This window comes from Chromohalobacter israelensis DSM 3043, assembly GCF_000055785.1.
GTDB lineage: Bacteria > Pseudomonadota > Gammaproteobacteria > Pseudomonadales > Halomonadaceae > Chromohalobacter > Chromohalobacter israelensis.
Map to the genome: position 1 here is coordinate 2,183,963 of NC_007963.1, position 19,386 is coordinate 2,203,348.

At 64.2% G+C, this 19,386-nt stretch carries 21 protein-coding genes, 2 tRNA genes and 1 riboswitch; of the genes, 11 read left to right on the forward strand and 12 right to left on the reverse strand.

All coding sequences use genetic code 11. The annotated features are described in order from the left end of the window. Positions 1-340 precede the first annotated feature (340 nt). Complete coding sequence (locus CSAL_RS09775) at positions 341-628, forward strand: hypothetical protein (RefSeq protein ID WP_011507224.1); 288 nt, start codon at positions 341-343, stop codon at positions 626-628. A gap of 83 nt (positions 629-711) precedes the next feature. Here the strand turns inward: CSAL_RS09775 and CSAL_RS09780 are convergent, their stop codons facing one another. Beyond that, on the reverse strand, positions 712-1,380 hold the full coding sequence (locus CSAL_RS09780) for a Bax inhibitor-1/YccA family protein (RefSeq protein ID WP_011507225.1): 669 nt from the start codon (positions 1,378-1,380) through the stop codon (positions 712-714). 171 nt (positions 1,381-1,551) lie between these two features. Between CSAL_RS09780 and CSAL_RS09785 the strand changes: the two genes are divergently transcribed. Together CSAL_RS09785 and CSAL_RS09790 are read left to right on the forward strand one after the other, a co-directional pair. Beyond that, positions 1,552-1,641: transfer RNA gene (locus CSAL_RS09785), tRNA-Ser, on the forward strand. A 119-nt stretch (positions 1,642-1,760) separates the two neighbouring features. Further along, positions 1,761-1,851 (forward strand) — tRNA-Ser (locus CSAL_RS09790). A 101-nt stretch (positions 1,852-1,952) separates the two neighbouring features. Here the strand turns inward: CSAL_RS09790 and CSAL_RS09795 are convergent. The 4 genes from CSAL_RS09795 to CSAL_RS09810 all read right to left on the reverse strand — a co-directional run bounded on the left by CSAL_RS09795 (position 1,953) and on the right by CSAL_RS09810 (position 5,617). Beyond that, on the reverse strand, positions 1,953-2,615 hold the full coding sequence (locus CSAL_RS09795) for a metallophosphoesterase (RefSeq protein WP_011507226.1): 663 nt from the start codon (positions 2,613-2,615) through the stop codon (positions 1,953-1,955). Positions 2,616-2,649: 34 nt separating this feature from the next. Further along, positions 2,650-2,895 (reverse strand): hypothetical protein, encoded by a 246-nt coding sequence (locus tag CSAL_RS09800; RefSeq protein WP_011507227.1) that lies wholly within the window; start codon positions 2,893-2,895, stop codon positions 2,650-2,652. Positions 2,896-2,983: 88 nt separating this feature from the next. After that, positions 2,984-4,693: a potassium/proton antiporter gene (locus CSAL_RS09805; RefSeq protein WP_011507228.1), complete on the reverse strand. Its 1,710-nt coding sequence runs from the start codon at positions 4,691-4,693 to the stop codon at positions 2,984-2,986. A 69-nt stretch (positions 4,694-4,762) separates the two neighbouring features. Then, a complete protein-coding gene (locus tag CSAL_RS09810; protein WP_043558329.1) occupies positions 4,763-5,617 on the reverse strand; it encodes a hypothetical protein in 855 nt (284 codons plus the stop codon). A 102-nt stretch (positions 5,618-5,719) separates the two neighbouring features. Continuing rightward, a riboswitch (TPP riboswitch) is annotated at positions 5,720-5,826 on the forward strand. A gap of 31 nt (positions 5,827-5,857) precedes the next feature. Here CSAL_RS09810 and CSAL_RS09815 point away from each other — a divergent pair. The 3 genes from CSAL_RS09815 to CSAL_RS09825 all read left to right on the forward strand — a co-directional run bounded on the left by CSAL_RS09815 (position 5,858) and on the right by CSAL_RS09825 (position 8,463). Next, positions 5,858-6,613, forward strand: coding sequence for an ABC transporter ATP-binding protein (locus CSAL_RS09815; RefSeq protein WP_011507230.1), 756 nt, complete (start codon positions 5,858-5,860; stop codon positions 6,611-6,613). Continuing rightward, on the forward strand, positions 6,610-7,377 hold the full coding sequence (locus tag CSAL_RS09820) for an ABC transporter permease (RefSeq protein WP_011507231.1): 768 nt from the start codon (positions 6,610-6,612) through the stop codon (positions 7,375-7,377). The genes CSAL_RS09815 and CSAL_RS09820 overlap by 4 nt, the downstream gene beginning before the upstream one ends. A 96-nt stretch (positions 7,378-7,473) precedes the next feature. Then, a complete protein-coding gene (locus CSAL_RS09825) occupies positions 7,474-8,463 on the forward strand; it encodes an ABC transporter substrate-binding protein (protein ID WP_011507232.1) in 990 nt (329 codons plus the stop codon). Between the two features lie 48 nt (positions 8,464-8,511). Here CSAL_RS09825 and CSAL_RS09830 read toward each other — a convergent pair whose 3' ends face one another. Together CSAL_RS09830 and CSAL_RS09835 are read right to left on the reverse strand one after the other, a co-directional pair. After that, positions 8,512-9,318: an alpha/beta fold hydrolase gene (locus CSAL_RS09830; protein WP_011507233.1), complete on the reverse strand. Its 807-nt coding sequence runs from the start codon at positions 9,316-9,318 to the stop codon at positions 8,512-8,514. A 15-nt stretch (positions 9,319-9,333) separates the two neighbouring features. Further along, entirely contained in the window at positions 9,334-10,008 is a 675-nt protein-coding gene (locus tag CSAL_RS09835; RefSeq protein ID WP_011507234.1) for a 7-cyano-7-deazaguanine/7-aminomethyl-7-deazaguanine transporter, read from the reverse strand. A gap of 455 nt (positions 10,009-10,463) precedes the next feature. Here CSAL_RS09835 and CSAL_RS09840 point away from each other — a divergent pair, with 455 nt between their 5' ends. Further along, positions 10,464-10,787: an ArsR/SmtB family transcription factor gene (locus CSAL_RS09840; RefSeq protein WP_011507235.1), complete on the forward strand. Its 324-nt coding sequence runs from the start codon at positions 10,464-10,466 to the stop codon at positions 10,785-10,787. Between the two features lie 22 nt (positions 10,788-10,809). Here the strand turns inward: CSAL_RS09840 and sohB are convergent, their stop codons facing one another. Beyond that, positions 10,810-11,859 (reverse strand): protease SohB, encoded by a 1,050-nt coding sequence (sohB, locus tag CSAL_RS09845; RefSeq protein ID WP_011507236.1) that lies wholly within the window; start codon positions 11,857-11,859, stop codon positions 10,810-10,812. Between the two features lie 103 nt (positions 11,860-11,962). Here sohB and CSAL_RS09850 point away from each other — a divergent pair, with 103 nt between their 5' ends. Further along, positions 11,963-12,280: an SCP2 sterol-binding domain-containing protein gene (locus tag CSAL_RS09850; protein WP_011507237.1), complete on the forward strand. Its 318-nt coding sequence runs from the start codon at positions 11,963-11,965 to the stop codon at positions 12,278-12,280. Positions 12,281-12,294: 14 nt separating this feature from the next. On the opposite strand, the gene nudC is transcribed toward CSAL_RS09850, so the two are convergent. The 4 genes from nudC to CSAL_RS09870 are packed head-to-tail and all read right to left on the reverse strand — an operon-like array spanning position 12,295 to position 15,131. Further along, complete coding sequence (gene nudC, locus CSAL_RS09855; RefSeq protein WP_011507238.1) at positions 12,295-13,083, reverse strand: NAD(+) diphosphatase; 789 nt, start codon at positions 13,081-13,083, stop codon at positions 12,295-12,297. Then, positions 13,080-13,841, reverse strand: coding sequence for a DNA polymerase III subunit epsilon (gene dnaQ / locus CSAL_RS09860; protein ID WP_011507239.1), 762 nt, complete (start codon positions 13,839-13,841; stop codon positions 13,080-13,082). Before dnaQ ends, nudC begins: the two co-directional genes overlap by 4 nt. A 2-nt stretch (positions 13,842-13,843) precedes the next feature. Next, the gene (gene rnhA, locus CSAL_RS09865; protein ID WP_110061425.1) at positions 13,844-14,311 is read right to left on the reverse strand and encodes a ribonuclease HI; all 468 of its coding nucleotides are present in this window, start codon (positions 14,309-14,311) and stop codon (positions 13,844-13,846) included. A gap of 19 nt (positions 14,312-14,330) precedes the next feature. Then, a complete protein-coding gene (locus CSAL_RS09870; RefSeq protein WP_011507241.1) occupies positions 14,331-15,131 on the reverse strand; it encodes a methyltransferase domain-containing protein in 801 nt (266 codons plus the stop codon). 121 nt (positions 15,132-15,252) lie between these two features. Between CSAL_RS09870 and gloB the strand changes: the two genes are divergently transcribed. The 3 genes from gloB to CSAL_RS09885 all read left to right on the forward strand — a co-directional run bounded on the left by gloB (position 15,253) and on the right by CSAL_RS09885 (position 19,385). Beyond that, on the forward strand, positions 15,253-16,020 hold the full coding sequence (gloB, locus tag CSAL_RS09875; RefSeq protein ID WP_011507242.1) for a hydroxyacylglutathione hydrolase: 768 nt from the start codon (positions 15,253-15,255) through the stop codon (positions 16,018-16,020). 47 nt (positions 16,021-16,067) lie between these two features. Continuing rightward, complete coding sequence (locus CSAL_RS09880) at positions 16,068-17,405, forward strand: LysM peptidoglycan-binding domain-containing protein (RefSeq protein ID WP_011507243.1); 1,338 nt, start codon at positions 16,068-16,070, stop codon at positions 17,403-17,405. Between the two features lie 144 nt (positions 17,406-17,549). Continuing rightward, the gene (locus tag CSAL_RS09885) at positions 17,550-19,385 is read left to right on the forward strand and encodes an extracellular solute-binding protein (RefSeq protein ID WP_011507244.1); all 1,836 of its coding nucleotides are present in this window, start codon (positions 17,550-17,552) and stop codon (positions 19,383-19,385) included. Position 19,386: the final 1 nt, after the last annotated feature.

The window sequence follows — 19,386 nt, forward strand, 5'->3', positions numbered from 1 at the left end:
ATTGTCCTCGACACGGCCCGGTCAAGGCAAATGCCGGCTCCATGTCGGCGTGGACATTGACGCACGTCATATTAGCTAGTATATTTTTAACAAGCTAACATATCGCATGCCTTAGCTCGCTTCGATGATCTGCCATATCTCCGCTATGCAGCATCCCCAACCTTGCCGCCGCTCCCTGGCGGCTTTTTTATGCGTCTCTACCGGGCCACACAGCAAAGGCTGAGCATCGTCAAGGTTCCCGTGAAACGCCCGTCAGACGTAACGAAATCCAGCTAAATTGAAAGTGAATGTGTCGCTTCCGTACGGACACGCCCACCGCTGACTCGTAGAGGTCAAGATCATGACCGTCACTCTGCTCACCACAGCGCTACCCCGGCATCGCGCCATGCCGCCTTCTGCGGGCATTGCCGACACACTGACGACCTCCGCATCAACCCTTGCCCCCGCCGCCTCCCAGCCGGCCCGGGGCAAGCGGGAGCGATGCGAGATCGGCAGCCTTGCGCACCTGCGTCATGACATCGTCGATACCCTGGACACGACGGCGCTGGCCAACGCCCGCCGCCGAAGCATCTTCTATGCCCGCTGGTACGGTCTTGCCGACCCACTGCTTCAGCTATGGCGCGGCTGACGCCAGCCGTCGCGCATCAAAAAAGCCCGCACCAAACGAGGTGCGGGCCCGATCGTTGCAAGCGTTGAACGCTCGCCGATGCATCAGTCGTTCGACACGAAGCCCAGGATGGACAACAGGCTGACGAACAGGTTGTAGATCGAGACGAACAGGGTAATGGTGGCGAGGATATAGTTGGTCTCGCCCGCGCGGTGGATGATTTCACTGGTCTGATACAGGATCGCGGCCGAGGAAAACAGCACGAAGCCAGCGGACACCGCCAGGGCCAGCGCGGTGATGTTGAAGATCATCGCCACGACCATGGCCAGTACCAGCACGATCGCACCGGCGATCATGAAGTTGGCCAGGAAGCTGAAATCCTTGCGCGTGATCAGTGCCACCGCGGACAAGCCGATGAAGGTGGCCCCGGTCATCCCCAGAGCGGTCATGACCAGCTGGGGACCATTGGGCAGCGACAGATAGAGGCTCAACATCGGCCCCAGCGTGAAGCCCATGAAACCGGTGAAGGCGAAGATCGACAGAAGCCCCGCCGCCGAGTTGGCTGTCTTGTGCACCAGGAACATCAAGCCATAGGCGCCGATCAGGAAGACGAAGATATTCATCTGCCCGATTCCCATGGCCATGGCCGTTCCCGCCGTCACGGCGGAAAACAGCAATGTCATGGCCAAGAGCATGTAAGTGTTGCGCAGCACCTTGTTGGTGCTTACCGATCGCGTCTCGTGACCGGCGATTTGCGACGTACGGTATGCCATGGGATCTCTCTCCTCGGTGGCGCTGGAAATATAAATGTAGACCTAGAATGCCCCGCCAAGGTTCCCACTGCAAGGCACATCTTCAACGCCCGGGCGTTGTTTTAACTCCTTGAAAGCACGACAGACTCTTGACGCAACAGCAAACGATGGTAGTATATTGCGCCGTAAGCCGGAGGGATGGCAGAGCGGTTGAATGCACCGGTCTTGAAAACCGGCGAAGGTTAACGCCTTCCCAGGGTTCGAATCCCTGTCCCTCCGCCACCACATTCAAGCGCCCCGAGATTTCAGTAAACCACTGATCTCGGGGCGTTTTTCATGCTCCCTCCTGTGAAAGACGCTTGACTCCTCAGCACATGATAGTAATGTATGCGCCGTAAGCCGGAGGGATGGCAGAGTGGTTGAATGTACCGGTCTCGAAAACCGGCGTAGGTTTATAGCCTACCCAGGGTTCGAATCCCTGTCCCTCCGCCACCACATCAAAGCGTCCCGAGATTTCAGCAGCTGACTGGTCTCGGGGCGTTTTTTCATTTCGGGCCCTTCACCCGCCTTCGCGGTGCAATACACGCTCAGCATCACGCGTCTTCGCGCAGCAAGTCGCGCGCCTCGATCAACGTCAGCTTGCCGGTATTGAACGCGCCGGTGTCGATATAGTGGACGTTGCCCAGGCGCATCGGCCGCTGGACGATGGTGTGTCCCACGACCACCGCGTCGATTCCCTTCACCGGCGTTTCATCGCCTTTCATGATACGAGTACGCCCCCACAGCAAGGCCTGCGAGGGCGGCATGACATCTCGCCAGTCGGCGGGGGGCTCGGCATGGACGATGCCCACACGCCGTCCCTCGACCATGACCTCTCTCGCGTAAGGCAGGTGAGGCAGCGCGCGCTGCAGCATCGCGCGCACTTCGCCGTGCGCTGCTGTCATGGCCCAGGTGCCCCCGTTGATCATCCAGGCGTCGTGTGCCTGCGGGCTACCCCGGTTCTCGCCCAGGAGGGCATCGAAGGCCAGCATCTCGTGATTGCCGCATACCGCATGGCACCAGGGTTCGAGCGCAAGCGACAGGCAAGCCAGGCTCTCGCTGCCTCGATCGATCAAGTCCCCCACGCTGAACAGGCGATCCCGCTTACGATCGAAACCGACCGCCTCGAGTTCGGTCTGCAGCAGAGCCAGTTGACCGTGGACATCGCCGACGAAAAAATCGCGGCCTTGATGGTTGGCGTCGTGGCGCTGAATCACGCGACGCACTCCTGTCTAATCGTGACGTCCGCCCTCAATGGACATCGACGTCCTCCACTTCACCGGGCATGTCCGCGGGATTCCGGCGTTCTCTGTCCAGCGCCTTGGCCAGCAGCTCATCCACCGTGGCACGCGGATGTGATCCCGCCTGGGCGACGCTCTCGAAGTCCCGTGCATCGCACTCGGGACAACGCGATTCCAGCGGGCGGCGCGTTGCCTGAATGAACACTTCGACCTGACACGCGCGACAGCGATAAAGGCGTCGATGAGGCATGGACATGAAAAACTCCGCGAGCAAAGGTAATTCAAGCAGCGTAGAACAAGATGACACCACTTGCGTGGTCCCTGAACGCATCGATGACGATATTTCAGTGATAGAGCCTGAGCCCGACCCGCGTCACGCGATTGCCCTGCACGGCATTGACCACCCAATGAAAGCCATGCCAATCGACGTCGTCCCCCACCACGGGATGCCCACCGACGCGTAGCGCCACGAATTCGCCCAGCGTCATGTCCCGCTCACCGGGGCTCAACGTCAGACCGTACGCGTCCGCCACATCGCTCATCATGGCTTCTCCATCCAGCGTGAACGTACCGAAGAACGCCCTTTCACGCTTGAGGGTGGCGTCGCCGTTGAACAGGCGGTTGAGCGCCGGCAAGTCATCGCTGCGCCCGATGACGCAGATGACGTCATTGAGCTTCAGCCGCGTGCTGCCCTTGGCGTGCAACATCGCATGCTGACGAAACAGCCCGGAAATCAGGGCCCCGGAGGGAAACCGCAGCAGCCGGATGGGGACGTCTTCCAGCGCTTCGTTCTCCACCTTGTAGACGAACATCTCGTAATCGTTTTCGGGCAGCACGCCCAGCGGACCACGGCGGTTGGGCGTGGCGCCTGCCGGCACCTCGACGCGCATCAGGCGTGCCACCCGCGCCAGTGACGCGCCTTGCATCAACAATGATATCAGGACCACGAAGAACGCCACGTTGAAGTACAGCGTCGCGTTTTCGACCCCGGCGATGACCGGAAAGATCGCCAGCACGATGGGCACCGCGCCGCGCAGCCCGACCCAGGAAATGAAACCGATTTCCCGCCACCGGAAGCTGAAGAACGGCTTGAGCGAGATCAGCACCGCCAGCGGCCGCGCCACGAAGATCAGGCCCAGTGCCAATACCGCGCCGGGCACGGCATAGTCGATCATCTCGCTGGGCGTCACCAGCATCCCCAGCACCAGAAAGAGGCCGATCTGGCTCAACCAGGCCAGCCCATCGTGAACCGGCAGGATATGGGTCAGATGCCGTCCCGGCTGGTTGCCGATCATCAGACCCGCCAGGTAGATCGCCAAAAAGCCGCTGCCGCCCGCCACGCTGGTCACCCCGAAGATCAAAAAGCCCAGGGCAAGCGCCAGCAAGGAATAGAGCCCGGGCGCGAGATCGAGCCAGCGCAGCAGCTTGGCGGCCAGCCAGCCACCACCGACGCCGAACACGAGGCCCAGCCCGAACTGCGAGGCGAACATCATCAGCGTTTGCCAGACCCCGCCCACACTGCCCACCAGAATCTCGGCCAGCGTGATCGTGAGGAAGATCGCCATGGGGTCGTTGGTGCCCGATTCGATTTCGAGCGTCGCCCCCACCCGCTCGTTGAGGGTCACCCCTTGTCCGGCCAGCATCGAGAAGACCGCGGCGGCATCCGTCGATCCGACGATCGCCCCCACCAGCAGGCCTTCGACCAGAGACAGATCGAACACCCACATGGCGCACAGGCCGACGAGCCCGCTGGTGACGAACACCCCAAGCGTGGCCAGCGACAGCGCCGGCTTGAGCCCCACCCGGAACGTCTTGAGGCGTGTCCGCAAGCCGCCGTCGAGCAGGATCATCGCCAACGCCAGATGCCCGATGAGGTATGCCAGGGAGTAGTCGTCGAACTCGATTCCCAGCACGCCTTCCTCACCGGCCAGCATGCCCAGCACCAGGAACAGCACCAACAGCGGTACGCCGATCCGCGACGAGACGCGGCTTGCCACGATGCTCAGCGCGATCAAGAAACCCGAAAACAAGAAAAGGCTGTTGATGGTATCCACGGCTCGCGGTTATCTCCTGAAACTCAAGTTCCTGAAATTCAAGGACCTAGTATGCCATGTCATGCTGCTTCATGCCGGCACCTGCGTTAACCAATCGGGGTGCGAGACGACATGATGCCAGTCCACGTCGCCGTGCAGACGCATGACCCAGATCAACGCCCGCATGCCCTGGCGATAGGCCGACAGCGACACGCATGGCGACTCGCGTCGATAGGCGGCCAAAAAGGCATCGCGCTCGGCACACGTCGTGATGAGCATCTCGGCCAGGCACAGATCGAACTCGAGCGGCGCCCATGTCAACGCCTCCCAGTCGCTCCACAGCCATCCCGTGGCACCGCTCAGGTACTGATCGGCGCGCACATCGGGCAGACACCAAACCGCCCGTGACGGAATGGGAAATGCCGGAAACGTCGGAAGCTCACCACAGCGCGGGTGCTGGCGCAGAAAGTCACGCGCATGCCGCGGCCACTCGGCCAGTGGGTGAACCTTTTCCAGAGGATGCCCCCACCCCGAGACCGTCTCGCGATGCAGGTGGCCCAGCTGGCTGCCCAGCAACTCGGCGAAGACCGGCCCCATCCGCGCCGCCTTGCCGTCGCTCCACGGCAGACTCCACAACGGCGCGTGCTGCAGGGTCCCGAGATACGTCATCGGCAGCGGGAGCATCGGCAGATGCGCCGGCAGGGCTCCTGCCAGCCGCGTCATGGTCTCCGGACAGCGCCAGCGGTCGAAGCCGAACAGCTCACGCATGCCCTTCCAGAAAGGATCGTGCTCCGGATGCGTGCGCGCCAGCTTGAGGAGTTGCGGCGATTCGCCGGCGGTCCGCCACAGCCAGTTGGCACTGTCATCCCACGCGAGCGGCAGGGGCGACAGCGCGTGCCCCGTGAACACCTCGACACGATGCGTGAGTTCGGAATCGGGATACATGCACGCTCCTACGCTTTGTCCGATCGTTGGCAGCCTGCGCTCAAGCGGTACACTCGGCCACATGGCACTGGGCAGCTCCCGAGCCGACAGGATACAATAATCGTCTCTGGATAGGGGTGCCCGCCGACCGTGGCGGGCTGAGAGCGCCCGGCGCAACCCTGGAACCTGATCCGGTTAACACCGGCGGAGGAAACGCCAGAGCGTGCCGTCGGCACGTCCTTCGCCCCTTATGGAGCCTTGATGACGTCCCTCGGTTTTTCCCTCGCCCAGGCACGACTCGCCTTTGCAGGACAATGGCTGTTCGATGGCCTGACCGTCGAGTTCGCCCCCGGCAGCTGGACCGGGCTGCTCGGGCGCAGCGGCAGCGGCAAGAGTTCCCTGCTGCGCATGATCGCCGACCTGCCCTTGCCCGATACCCACGAGCTGACGCTGACCACCGACGACGCCCGCCCCCTCACCGGCCGGCTGGCCTGGATGGCGCAGCAGGATCAGCTGTTGCCGTGGCGCACCGTCGTCGATAACGTCCTGCTCGGCCCGGCCTTGCGCGGACGCCCTTCCCCGGCGGACCGCCAGCGGGCATTTTCCTTGCTCGACGACGTCGGTCTCGCCGACAAGGCCCGAGACTGGCCCAAGACCCTCTCCGGCGGCCAGCGTCAGCGCGTGGCCCTGGCGCGCACGCTCTTCGAGGATGCGCCCGTCGTTTTGATGGACGAGCCCTTTTCCGCCGTCGATGCCATCACGCGCCTTGAACTGCACGAACTCGCCGCACGACTGCTGGCCGGCCGCACGGTCATCCTGGTGACCCACGACCCGCTCGAAGCCTTGCGCCTGAGCGATCGCATCCTGATTCTCGCCGGGCAACCGGCCACGCTGAGTGACTTCGACGTCCCTCCCGGCCAGCGACCACGCGCGCTGGAAGCCCCCGACATGCTGCGCCTGCAGCCACGCCTGGTAGCGCGCCTGCATGCCCCGCTCACCGCCGGGAGCCGAGCATGACACTTCTCAAGCGCCTCTGGCCGGCCATGCTCGGCCTCGTTGCCCTGCTAGGGCTATGGCAAGGACTCGTCGTCGCCACCGGCGTGCCGGGTTACGTACTGCCGTCCCCGCTCGCCGTGGTGCAAGCCCTCGCCGCCCATCATCAGTTACTCTGGCATCATACCGGCATCACCGTGATCGAGATCGTCGCCGGCCTGTTCATCGGCTGCCTCAGCGGCTTGCTCACCGCGCTCGCCCTGGCCCGCTTTCATGGCCTCAGGCGAACCTTGCTGCCGATCCTGTTGATCAGCCAGGCCATTCCGCTGTTCGCCCTGGCCCCGATTCTCATGCTATGGCTGGGTTACGGCATGACCGCCAAGATCGTCATGGCGACCCTGATCATCTATTTTCCGGTCGCCTCGACATGTTACGACGGCTTGCGCCAGACCCCGCAGGGGTGGCTGGACCTGGCACAGACCCTGGGCGCCGACCGCCGCCGTCGACTGCTGCGCATTCAATTGCCCGCGGCTCTGCCGGCCCTGGCATCCGGCATGCGCATGGCCGCCAGCGCCGCCCCCATCGGTGCCGTGATCGGCGAATGGGTCGGCTCCAGCCAAGGATTGGGATACTTGATGCTCAACGCGAATGCACGCATGCAAGTCGACCTGATGTTCGCCGCCTTGCTGATCCTCGTCACCTTCGGCGTGGCGCTCTATTTCGCCATGGACGCCCTGATGCGCCACCTGATGCCATGGCATGAGGACCGCACCAGCGCCCAAGGCTGAAGCAATGAACCTCGCCCGGCGAGCCGTCTCGCGGGGCATTCACGATAACGAAACGCCCCCTCGCTATCGGGGCAACAACTCGCAGGAGAATAACGCATGACCTCCATGACCCACCGCTTCATGGGCGCGTGTCTCGCCCTCTTGCTCGTGCTGTCCGGCCCGGCGCTGGCCGCCGAGGAGCGCGACGGCACCGACACGTCCGACTCGCTGAAAGTGATGCTCGACTGGTACACCAACCCCACGCATGCGCCATTGGTCATCGCAAAACAGCGCGGCCTCTTCCAGGATCACGGACTGGACGTCGAACTCATCTCCCCCGCCGACCCGAGCGTACCGCCCAAGCTGGTCGCGGCAGGCAAGATCGACCTGGCACTCAGCTACCAGCCCCAGCTGCACCTGCAAGTCGACCAGGGCCTCCCCCTGGTGCGCGTGGGCACGCTGGTGGCAACGCCTCTCAATGCCACGCTGGTACGCGCCGACAGCGGCATCGAAAGCATGGCGGATCTGGCCGGCAAGCGTATCGGCTATTCCGTGGGCGGAGTCGAGGAAGTGCTGCTCAACACCATGCTCGAACACAATGGGGTCGCGCCCGAGGACGTCGAGATGGTCAACGTCAATTTCGCGCTGACGCCGGCCTTGATCGGAGAAAAGGTCGACGCCATCACCGGTGCGTTTCGCAACTTCGAGCTGGCACAGATGGCTCAGGAAGGCGTCGAGGGCCGGGCGTTCTATATCGAGGAAGAAGGCGTTCCCACCTACGACGAGCTGATCTTCGTGGCCAACCGCGACACGCTGGATGCCCATCGCGCTGCCTATGCGCGTTTCATGGCCGCCATCGGCGAGGCCACGGCCTGGATCATCAATCACCCCGAGGAGGGCTGGGAAGCCTTCAAGGCCTACGATCCGGCGCTGGACACACCGGTCAACCGCAAGGCCTGGGAGAACACGCTGCCACGCTTCGCCCTGCGCCCTGCCGCGCTGGATGGACAACGCTACGAAGCCTTCGAGGCATTCCTTCTCGAGCGCGGCCAGATCAAGGCCAAGAGTCCGCTGTCGCGCCTCGCCGTCGACCTCAATCGCCCCTGATTCGACACGGCATGGACATGGAGCGCTGTGCGCTCCATGCCGCTGCCTTCATTCCGCCGCCAGAAAGCGCGACATGGCCGACTGAAAGGCCTCCGGCTGTTCGGCATGCAGCCAATGCCCGGCCTCCGCCAGCGTCTCGACATGCGCCCTTGGCAGCACGGCCTCGACCGCCGGCAGCGCCTCGTCGCTCACGTAATCGGAGCGCCCGCCGCGCAGCACCAGCGCCGGCCCCTCGTAGGCGCCGTCACCATCCGGCACGGCCACGATGCTGGCATAGTCCTCCTCGATCTGATCGAGTCCCACGCGCCACACCAGACGCTCATCCTCGCCACGCACCAGGTTGGTGGCCAGGAACATGCGTGTCGCCGGCGTCTCGATGAACTCCGCCATGATCCTGTCCGCCGCCTTGCGGTCCGCCGGGGGACGCGCCTCGACGGCGCGCATGGCACGAAAGATCGCATCATGACCGTGCTGATAGGCGATCGGCGCGATATCGGCAACGATCAGGCGTGCGACACGCGCCGGCGACTGACGCGCCAGGGTCATGGCGACCTTGCCGCCCATCGAGTGGCCCAGCAGGTCGCAGCGCTCGATGTTCAACGCCTCCAGCAACGCTTCGACGTCCTCGGCCTGAGTGGCATACCGCATGCCCGACGCATGCGGCGACTTGCCATGGTTGCGCAGGTCCACGGCGATCACGCGACGCTGCGCCCGCCACTGCTTGACGTGCGAGCGCCAGTTGTCGGCACTGCCGAACAAGCCGTGCAGAACGACCAGCGGGCGCCCTTCGCCGCCGGTATCGACATGATGTAATTCCACGATATGCCTCGTCAGTCCTTCGAGTGATCGACGCATGATACCAGAGCCGTTTCAGGCCTTGCGTGGCTGAAGTCCCTCGCTGGTATCCCCCAGATGCGCCAGTCGACGCGTCAACGCCCCCAGCAGCATGCCGTAGAGCGGCAGGAAGAAGGCCAGGCTCACCCCCAGCTTGATGGCATAATCCACCCAGGCGATTTCCACCCAATGCTCACTCATGAACGCACTGGGACCGTTCCAGAACGCGATCGCGAAAAACGCGAACGTATCGGCCAGGTTGCCCAGCAGGGTCGAAAAGGCCGGCGCGACCCACCAGGCACGCAGACGTCTCAGGCGGTCGAAGACATGGATATCCAGCAACTGCCCCAGTACATAGGCCATGAAACTCGCCAGCGCGATACGCCCCACGAACAGGTTCCACTCGCCGAGAGCCGCAACGCCCTGGAAAGCCCCTTCCTGAAAGAGCACCGACACGCCGTACGAGATCAACAATGCCGGCAGCATGACCCGCGCGATGATCGATCGGGCGCGCCCCTTGCCGAACAGACGCACGGTCAGATCCGTGGCCAGAAAGATGAAGGGGAAGCTGAAGGCGCCCCAGGTGGTATGCCAGCCGAAGAGCGAAAACGGAAGCTGTACCAGATAGTTGCTGGCCGCGATCACCACGATGTGAAAACCGACGAGCAGCGCCATCACGCGTCTGGCCTGGCGAGAATCGAGGACGAACATGCATCACCTTTTTGGTTGCCAAGGGAGGCCGAGGGGTAAGGGAACCCTCAAGGCGGGTCGATGCGCATGGCACCGAGACGAAAGTCGATATTGTAAAGGATCGCTCCGGACGGAACCAGTGAGATGCCGCCTTCCTGACGGCATGAAAAAGGAACTACAGCAGGCTTTTCACTGCCACACGGAGGTCATATGCTCATCAGCGATTCGCGACACGACGTCGATTTTCGCCACTACCGATGAATTATCGTTAAAAGCTATCTTGGACAGGCTCGGCGAAGTTATTGATGATTCACTAAATCAAGAATGAGTAAGTGGGCATGACAACACGGCAGGCATCGAGGCCAATGCCGCGTTGCCCGTAAAGCCCACCAGAACGTATCCCTCGCCGTTGGGCGCTCATCCCACGCTCGCGGCGACCCATCGCCAATCCCGATAATGATGTAGGAGACACCCACATGCGCTCGCTCCAGCCTGCCTCCACCCTGCTCAACGCCGGTACTTCCGCGATCGACAAGGGCACGACCCTGCTCAAGGCCATGGCCAACGAGAACCGGCTGCGCATTCTGTGCCTGCTCGACGACGCGGAACTCTCGGTCACCGAGCTGAACCGCAAGCTGAGCCTCAGCCAGTCCGCGCTGTCGCAGCATCTTGCGATCCTGCGTCGCGAAAACCTCGTCGTGACACGTCGAGCCTCGCAGACGATCTACTATTCACTGGCCGGCGACGAGGCGCGCACGGTCATCGACGCCCTCGTCGCGCTTTACAGCAAGACCCGCTAAGCCGTGTGCGGCTGGCAGCGGCCTACCGCCGCTGCCAGCCGCTTTCCTCCAGGCGTTCCATGACACGATCGCTCAAGCGCTCGATGCCCTGCGAAGCGCCGACACCGATACGCTGCATCAAGGAATGACGCGGCTCCAGCACCACCTGCAACACGCGCGCCTGCTCCATGCGTGCCGCCAGATAGCCGTCACTGGTATTCACCTCATCGATCAGGCCGTCATCCAATGCCTGGCGTCCATACCAGATCTCGCCGGTCGCCACCTTCTCGATATCGAGCGCAGGACGCCGCTCCCCCACATAACGCTTGAACAGGTCGTGGGTTTCCCGCAAGTCCTCGAGAAACTTGGCACGCCCCTCCTCGGTGTTTTCGCCCAGCACCGTCAATGTCCGCTTGTAACGACCTGCGGTCAGCAACTCGACATCGATGTCGTGCTTCTTGAGCAGTCGATGCACGTTGGGTACCTGAGCCACCACGCCGATCGACCCGATCACGGCAAACGGGGCAGCAATCAGGCGGTGTGCGCAGCAGGCCATCATGTAACCGCCGCTGGCGGCGACCTTGTCGACGCAGACGGTGAGTCGCACACCGGCATCGCGCAGGCGGTCGAGCTGCGCGGACGCCAGCCCGTAGGCATGCACCAGACCGCCACCGGACGTCAGGCGCACGACGACCTCGTCGTCGTCTTGCAACTCGCCCAGCAGCAGAGAAACCTGCTCCGCCAGCTGCGGCGTGCGTGATGCCTTGAGATCGCCATCGAAATCGAGCACCCACACGCGTGGTCGTGCCGCCTCCTGGGCCTCACCCTTTCCCTTGCGGCGGGCCTTCTCCTCCTTGCGTAGCGCTTTCTGGGCCCGTCGACGCTGCGCGGCGGGCAGTCCCGCCAGGCGCAGCGATTCACGCCGACGCCGCTGACGCTCGTGCAGCGCCACGATGCGCAGGCGATTGCCTTCGGCCTGTCCACTCGCGCGCTGCTTTAGCGTGACGACGAGCCCGACCAGAACGCCCACGGCCACGACCAGCGTCGCCAGCTTGGCGGCGAACAGCGCATATTCGGCAATCCATTCAGTCACGTCACCACCTCGCCTCGCGGGGGCTCTGCAGCGAGCGCCCCTTGTATGAAACATTTGTTTGAAATACGCTGGTCATTCCATCAACGCCATAGAGTGACCCAACATGGCCGACGCCAACACCGTCATCGAGAAGTTACAGTCACGTTTCGATCCTGCCGCCGCTCGGGGCATGGACGAAATCTTCCAGTTCCATATCACCGATGCCGATGACTACTACCTCAACGTCAAGGACGGGACACTCGACATCCAGCCCGGCGAGCACGACGACCCATCCGTCAGCCTGACCACCGACACCGAAACCCTCAAAGGCGTGATGAACGGCGAGATCAACGGCATGCAGGCCTTCATGAGCGGTAAGCTGAAGGCCACCGGCAACGTCATGCTGGCCACCAAGCTGACCAGCCTCTTCCCCGGTCACTGACGACACAGCACGTCTCAGCGCGGCGACACCGCGCTGAGATGCGTTTCGATCAACTGGCGCGAGATCGAATGTCGCGGCGGCAACTCGGGCAGATGCCGTGGTGTGAACCAGGCGGCATCGGCGATCTCCACTCCGTCGATCCGGATCCGCCGACTCGCGGCTTCGGCGAAGAAGCCCAGCATCAACGAGTGCGGAAACGGCCAGGACTGGCTGCGGAAGAAACGCACGCGCCCGATCTCGATGCCCACCTCCTCGTAGACTTCACGGCGTACGGCGTTTTCGGCGCTCTCGCCCGGCTCGATGAACCCCGCCAGGGTGGAATAACGCCGCGCGGGAAAGCGCGAATTCCGCGCCAGCAGCAAGTCCTGCCCATGCGTGACCAGAGTGATGATGCACGGCGAGATACGCGGATAACTGCGATGGCCGCATGCCTCGCACTGCATGGCGAACTCATGGGCGAGCCGGGTCATCGGCGAACCGCAGCGTCCGCAGAAGCGATGATCGCGTGCCCAGGCATCGACCTGCAGGGCCGTGGCCAGCAGATCGGCCTGCGGGCCGGGCAATCTCGCCAGCCACTCGCGTGCCGGGGGCCAGTCGGCATCGCCCGGCTCATGCACCATGGCGACCGGCAGGTCATGCCACATGCCCAACGCCATGGCATGCGCCGGCCACTCGCCCGGCGGCTGGAGAATGCCATCCTCGCCCGGGGCGATACCGGATTCGCCGAAACGAATCCAATAGCCCCGGCGCGGTGTCTGCGCACCGGGCAATTCCCGGACGAACGGCGATGACAACATCGTCATGCCGATCCCTGCGAAGCGTCGTTCAGGGCATCCCAGTGACATTGGCCGGCCGCCTGGCGAATGCTGTCCAGCTTGGCGCGGTGCGCCGCCTCTTCCGCCTCGCTGGGACGCGTGACCGCCAGCGACAACCCCTCGCGTGAGACCCGACGAATGCCGCTGACGCTGTTGGCGTCCTGCCCTTCGTCGCCCGCGCGTTCCTCGATGCCGGCCAGCGACAACGCGGTCTGTCCCCCCGTCATCGTCAGATAGACATCGGACAGGATCTCGGCGTCCAGCAAGGCGCCGTGCAGGACACGCCGTCCATTGTCGATGCCATAGCGCTTGCAGAGTGCGTCGAGGTTGTTGCGCTGTCCGGGGTGCAACTTGCGCGCCATCGCCAGGGTGTCGAGCACGCTGCAATAGTCGGCGACGGGACCCAGACGCGGGCCGCCACGCTTGTCATGCAGCAACCCGAACTCGTGATCGATGAAGCCCACGTCGAACGCGGCGTTGTGAATCACCAGTTCGGCGCCGCGAATGTATTCCCAGAAGGCATCGGCGATATCGGCGAACACCGGTTCGTCGGCGACGCGCTCGTTGGTGATGCCGTGCACCTCGACGGCTTCGGGATCGATGTCGCGCTCGGGGTTGATGTATTGGTGGTAATTGTTGCCGGTGAGCCGGCGATTGACCACCTCGACCGCCCCGATCTCGATCAGGCGGTGACCGTCCTTGGGATCGATGCCGGTGGTTTCGGTATCCAGTACGATCTGGCGCATTGCTACTGTTCTCCTGCCATGGCCTGACGCTTGGCCGCCTGTATCTCGTCGGTGGCGGCGTTGGCGAGCGTATCGGCCAGTTCGTTGCCCTCGTGCCCGCTATGGCCCTTCACCCAGTGCCACTCGATACGATGGCGCTGAGTCTCCGCGAGCAGCTCGCGCCATAGCTCGGCATTCTTGACCGGCTGCTTGGCGGCGGTTTTCCACCCCCGCTTGACCCAGCCATGAATCCATTCAGTGATCCCCTTGCGGAGATACTCGGAGTCGGTCCACAGTGCCACGTCGCATGCACGCGTCAGGGTCCGCAACGCCTGGATCGCGGCCATCAGCTCCATGCGGTTGTTGGTGGTCACGGCTTCGCCCCCCTTGAGGGTCTTCTCGTGTTGCCCGTAGCGCAACACGGCACCCCATCCGCCGGGGCCGGGATTCCCCCGGCAGGCCCCGTCGGTGTAGATAGTGACGCGGGGCATGTCGCCCGTGGCATGCGAATCAGTCAACCTCGGTCATCCTGTCGTCTCGGGCGTGCGTCTCGCGTCTCGAGCGCTCGCCCTGGTGGAGTGCGGCGGGCCCCAGCCAGGAGTTGCCGGTAACGGCATCGCGCTGGAACAGGGTCCTGGCCGGTTGTATCGGTGCCTGCTTGCGACGGGCCACAATCAGATAGCACACGCCGACGGGAAGATTGTAGCGACGCCCCAGCGTTTCGAGCCCCAGATTGTGTACCTGCCCGCCGGGCAGGCGGAAGCCGCAGTAGTCTACGCGTTCGATTTCGAAATCGACAAACGCCAGCCATTCGCGCAACCGGCCCGTACGTCGCCAGTGTCCCTTGCAGGGCCAGCGGCGACGCCCCGCAGGCGCCAGGTGCCCCAGCGCGTCGGCCCCGAACGGATTCCAGCCCATCACCACCAGCAGGCCATCGTCGCGCGTGACACGCGCGGCTTCGCGCATCAGATGGTGAGCATTGGGAACGACTTCCAGCAGGTGGTGCACCAGCACCAGGTCGAGGCTCTCGTCGGGCAACGGCAAGGCACCGGGATCGCAGACCAGGACCGAGGCATCCTCGGCAAGCGCTCGCGTGGGCGACCACGTCAATGCATGGCGGATCGGGCACATGTCCGTCAGCCGCGCCGCCATTCCCAGCTGCAGGCTGTGCAGACCGAAGCGCGACTCGCACAACGGCCCCAGGCATGCCCGCTGCGCCTGCCACAGCGCCGCGCCCTCCTCGGAAGCCCAGAAGCGGCGTCCCTCGCGGACGGCCTGTGCCAATGTCATCGTCATATGCGAATTTGACACGATGGCCCGTTCCCCCCAAGGTTGACGGATTTTACGCTGCCGCTCACGATCGAGCGCGCCCGCGAGGCGCGAGCATCGTCACCATTCGGCAGCCCCGACGTTTGCCGAGATCCTACGCACTATGCTGACCGTAATACCGATCCCCGCATTTCAGGACAACTATATCTGGCTGCTTCGCCAGGATGCCAGCGATAAGGTCGTCATCGTCGATCCCGGCGATGCCCAGCCGGTCATCGAGTACCTGGAACGAGAAGGCCTCAGCCTGGCCGCGATTCTGGTAACGCACCATCATCACGATCACACCGGTGGCATCGATGCGCTGGTCAAGCGGTACTCGCCCCGCGTCATCGGTCCCGACAACTCGGCCATTCCGGCCATCGACGAGGTCGTCGGCGACGAGGATGAATGCCGCGTGCAAGGACGGCGCTTCGAAGTCTTCGCCGTGCCCGGCCACACGCTGGACCATATCGCGTTCTACGCCCCCGGCACACCCGGCCTGCTGTTCTGCGGCGACACCCTGTTCTCCGGCGGCTGCGGCCGCCTCTTCGAAGGCACCGCCGAGCAGATGCACCGCTCGCTCGCGCGTCTCGCCGCCCTGCCCGACGACACCCTGGTGTTCGCGGGACACGAATACACGCTGGCCAACCTGCGGTTCGCCCAGGCCGCCGAGCCCGACAACCCCGCGCGGGACGCACATCTCGGCGAATGCGAGCGGGCCCGGCAGCTGGAGCGCCCCACGCTACCCAGCACCATCGGCCGGGAGCGCCAGATCAATCCGTTTCTACGTATCGACCAGCCCGGCCTGCTGAATGCCTTGGCCGAGCAGGGAAGCGTCGATGACGACAGTGCCGCCTTCGCGACACTACGCGGCTGGAAGGATCGCTTCTAGGCCATGGCCGGCTCGGCCGCTACTGTACCTCGAGAGGTTCGCTTCCCATGAAAGTACGATCGAGTCGCCGCCAGGCGCTACGTTTGGGTCACGTAGCCCTGGCGGGAGGACTGTTATTGAGCGCATTGTCGCTTCCCGCCGCGAAGGCCGCCTCCGGCGAGGCCACCGGCACCTCGGCAGCCACGACTACCTTCTGGCAAGCCCTGGTATTGCAGCGCGCCCCGCAGGCCGATGCCTGGACGCGCCTCAAGCAGGGCTTCGGCCTGCCGCACGATATTCAGCATCCGCGTGTCGCGAAATGGCTCGACTGGTATGCCGCGCACCCCGAGCACGTCGAGCAGGTCGCCGCCAAGGCGCGCCCCTGGCTGCGCTGGGTGACGCGTCAGCTCGAGGCTCGCGACATGCCCACCGAAATCGCCCTGCTGCCTTTCATCGAAAGCGCCTACGACCCCACGGCCCGCCACCCCGGCGGTGCTTCCGGGCTCTGGCAGTTCATGCCCGGCACCGGCGAAGCCATGGGGCTCGCCGAGACCTGGTGGTACGACGGGCGCCGCGATGTCGTCTCTTCGACGAATGCGGCCCTCGACTACCTGCAGACGCTCGCCGACCAGTGGTACGAAGGCAACATGGAACTCGCCCTCGCCGCCTACAATGCCGGCGCCGGCACCGTCAATCGCGCGCGTGAGCGAGCCGCCGCGCAGGGCAAGCCCATCGACTACTGGCACCTCTCGCTGCCCGCCCAGACCATGGACTACGTGCCCAAGCTTCTCGCCTTGTCGGCGGTCATCTCGGACCCCCAGCGGTACGCCATCGACCTGCCGAGCATTCCCGATCGACCGGCCATCGCCAGGGTCACCGCCGAGGGGCAACTGTCGCTGGCCGACGCCGCCCAGCTCGCCGATGTCAGCGAAGCGCGGCTGCAAGCCCTCAACCCCGGCCTGCGGCGTGGTGCCACGCGCCCCGACAGGAACGCGCAATTGATCGTGCCCGCCGATCGCCGGCAGCGTTTTCTCGCCAATCTCGATACGCTGCCCGCCGAAAAACGGCGTACCCGGACGCACTACGTGGTCCAGTCCGGCGACACGCTGTCCGGCATTGCCGCGCGCCATGACATCCCGGTGGGCGTACTGCGTCGGCAGAATGGGATCAGCGGCAATATGCTGCGCGTCGGTCAATCCCTGGTCATTCCGGGCGCGTCGAGCCGTGCACGCCTGGCCAGCCGTGAGGCCACCCAGCAAGTCCGCGTCAAGCCGGGTGACAGCCTCTCGCGTATCGCGGCACGCCATGATGTCAGCGTCGACGACCTGACACGCTGGAATCAGATACAGCGCGACGATTATCTCCAGCCCGGACAGCGTCTCACGCTTCGCACCCCGGCGCGTTGAGCATCGTGGCGGCGTTGCCCTCATGCCCCGCCCCTGATCAGAGGGCGGGCGCGTGCGCCACCGGCGAGGCTGGGGTAGGCTAGGCACGGCCGAAAACGGCGGCGTCGCCGCCTCGTTCGCGTCTCGCAACAAGGAACCGTCGTCATGTCCCTCTTCGTTCGCGCTTTGCTTGTCATACCGGGTCTGTGGGCCCTTAGCCTGTCGGCCCTGGCCGTGCCCGCCGCCGACGTCGCCACCGTGGGCGGCATTTCGCTCTATGACAGCCCGGCGCTCCCCGACGACTTCACGCATCTGCCTTACACCAACCCCGACGCGCCCAAGGGCGGAGAGCTGCGTCAGGCCGCGCAAGGCAGTTTCGATTCGACGAACGGCTTCATCATCCAGGGCAATCCCGCCGATGGCCTCAGTCATGTCTACGACACCTTGATGGAAGCCAGCGCCGACGAGCCCTTCACCATGTATGGCCTGCTCGCCGGCGGCATCCGCCTCGACCCCGACCGTCACTGGATGGAAATCGACCTGCGTCGGTCGGCCCGGTTCCACGACGGCCACCCGGTAACCGCCGAGGACGTGGTGTTCAGCTTCCGCCTGCTGCGCGACCAGGGACAACCCTTCTATCGCGCCTACTATGCCGGCGTCGATCAGGTCGAAGCCCTGGACGACGATACCGTGCGCTTCGAGTTCAGCGACAACGAGTCCCGCGAGTTGCCGCTGATCCTGGGACAATTGCCGGTGCTGCCCAAGCATTACTGGCAATCGCGCGATTTCACCTCGCCGACGCTGGACAAGCCTCTGGGCTCGGGCCCCTACGAAGTGGCCAGCATCCTTCCCGGGCGGCGTATCATGTATCGCCGTGTCGACGATTACTGGGGGCGGAATCTGCCCATCAACCGGGGTCGCCACAACATCGACCGCCTGGTCTACGACTACTACCGGGACCAGACCGTGGCGCTCGAGGCCTTCAAGGCAGGCAATCTCGACCTGCGCCGTGAAAGCAGTGCCAAGAACTGGGCCACCGCTTACGACACGCCCGCCCTGGAAGCGGGCTTCATCAAGCGCATGACCGTGCCCGACGCACAGCCCGCGGGCATGCAGGCCTTCGTCATGAACCTGCGCCGCGCCCCGTTCCAGGACCGACGCGTGCGCGAGGCCCTGACCCTGGCTACCGATTTCGACTGGCTCAACACGCACCTGTTCTATGGCGCCTACCAGGAAACCGATAGCTACTTCGAGAGCTCGGAAATGGAGGCGCAAGGTCTGCCCAGCGACGATGAACTCGCGCTGCTCGCCCCTTATCGCGACATCCTGCCCGACGACGTCTTCGAAGAACCTCTCCCGATGTCGCGCCCCGACACGTTGCGCGCACGCTTGAAAAAGGCGCTGTCACTGCTGCGCGAGGCCGGCTACGAGGTGCGCGACGGCGTGCTCGTCGATACCGACACCGGGCGCCCCATGCGCCTGCAATTCCTGCTCTACGACACCCAGTTCGAGCGCGTCACGCTTCCCCTCATCCAGAATCTCGAGCGCCTTGGCATTCAGGCCAGCGTGCGTGTCGTCGACGTCAACCAGTACCTGACACGCCGCCGGAACTTCGATTTCGACCTGATGATCGGCAGCTTTCCGCAATCGGCCAATCCGGGCAACGAACAACGCGAGTACTGGACGAGCGAATATGCCGATGCTCCGCGCAGCCGCAACCTGATCGGCCTGCGAAACCCGGCGGTCGACGCCCTGGTCGATCGCCTGATCGGTGCCAACAGCCGACAGGCGCTGGACACCACGGCACGCGCGCTGGACCGCGTCCTGCGCTGGGGGTTCTATGTCATCCCCCAGTGGCATCTGGATGGCACTCGCATCGCGATGTGGGATAAATTCGGGTACCCGCAACCCTTCCCCGAGTATACGTTCGACCTGTCGAGCTGGTGGGTCGATCCGCAACGCGCTGCCCGCGTCGAAGAACGTCAACGCGGCGAAGGTTAAG

Coding starts and splice junctions, on each gene's coding strand:
- CSAL_RS09775 (WP_011507224.1), top strand. CDS start 341: ATGACCGTCACTCTGCTCACCACAGCGCTACCCCGGCATCGCGCCATG.
- CSAL_RS09780 (WP_011507225.1), bottom strand. CDS start 1,380: ATGGCATACCGTACGTCGCAAATCGCCGGTCACGAGACGCGATCGGTA.
- CSAL_RS09800 (WP_011507227.1), bottom strand. CDS start 2,895: ATGTCCATGCCTCATCGACGCCTTTATCGCTGTCGCGCGTGTCAGGTC.
- CSAL_RS09810 (WP_043558329.1), bottom strand. CDS start 5,617: ATGTATCCCGATTCCGAACTCACGCATCGTGTCGAGGTGTTCACGGGG.
- CSAL_RS09815 (WP_011507230.1), top strand. CDS start 5,858: ATGACGTCCCTCGGTTTTTCCCTCGCCCAGGCACGACTCGCCTTTGCA.
- CSAL_RS09820 (WP_011507231.1), top strand. CDS start 6,610: ATGACACTTCTCAAGCGCCTCTGGCCGGCCATGCTCGGCCTCGTTGCC.
- CSAL_RS09825 (WP_011507232.1), top strand. CDS start 7,474: ATGACCTCCATGACCCACCGCTTCATGGGCGCGTGTCTCGCCCTCTTG.
- CSAL_RS09830 (WP_011507233.1), bottom strand. CDS start 9,318: ATGCGTCGATCACTCGAAGGACTGACGAGGCATATCGTGGAATTACAT.
- CSAL_RS09835 (WP_011507234.1), bottom strand. CDS start 10,008: ATGTTCGTCCTCGATTCTCGCCAGGCCAGACGCGTGATGGCGCTGCTC.
- CSAL_RS09840 (WP_011507235.1), top strand. CDS start 10,464: ATGCGCTCGCTCCAGCCTGCCTCCACCCTGCTCAACGCCGGTACTTCC.
- CSAL_RS09850 (WP_011507237.1), top strand. CDS start 11,963: ATGGCCGACGCCAACACCGTCATCGAGAAGTTACAGTCACGTTTCGAT.
- nudC (WP_011507238.1), bottom strand. CDS start 13,083: ATGACGATGTTGTCATCGCCGTTCGTCCGGGAATTGCCCGGTGCGCAG.
- dnaQ (WP_011507239.1), bottom strand. CDS start 13,841: ATGCGCCAGATCGTACTGGATACCGAAACCACCGGCATCGATCCCAAG.
- rnhA (WP_110061425.1), bottom strand. CDS start 14,311: ATGCCCCGCGTCACTATCTACACCGACGGGGCCTGCCGGGGGAATCCC.
- gloB (WP_011507242.1), top strand. CDS start 15,253: ATGCTGACCGTAATACCGATCCCCGCATTTCAGGACAACTATATCTGG.
- CSAL_RS09880 (WP_011507243.1), top strand. CDS start 16,068: ATGAAAGTACGATCGAGTCGCCGCCAGGCGCTACGTTTGGGTCACGTA.
- CSAL_RS09885 (WP_011507244.1), top strand. CDS start 17,550: ATGTCCCTCTTCGTTCGCGCTTTGCTTGTCATACCGGGTCTGTGGGCC.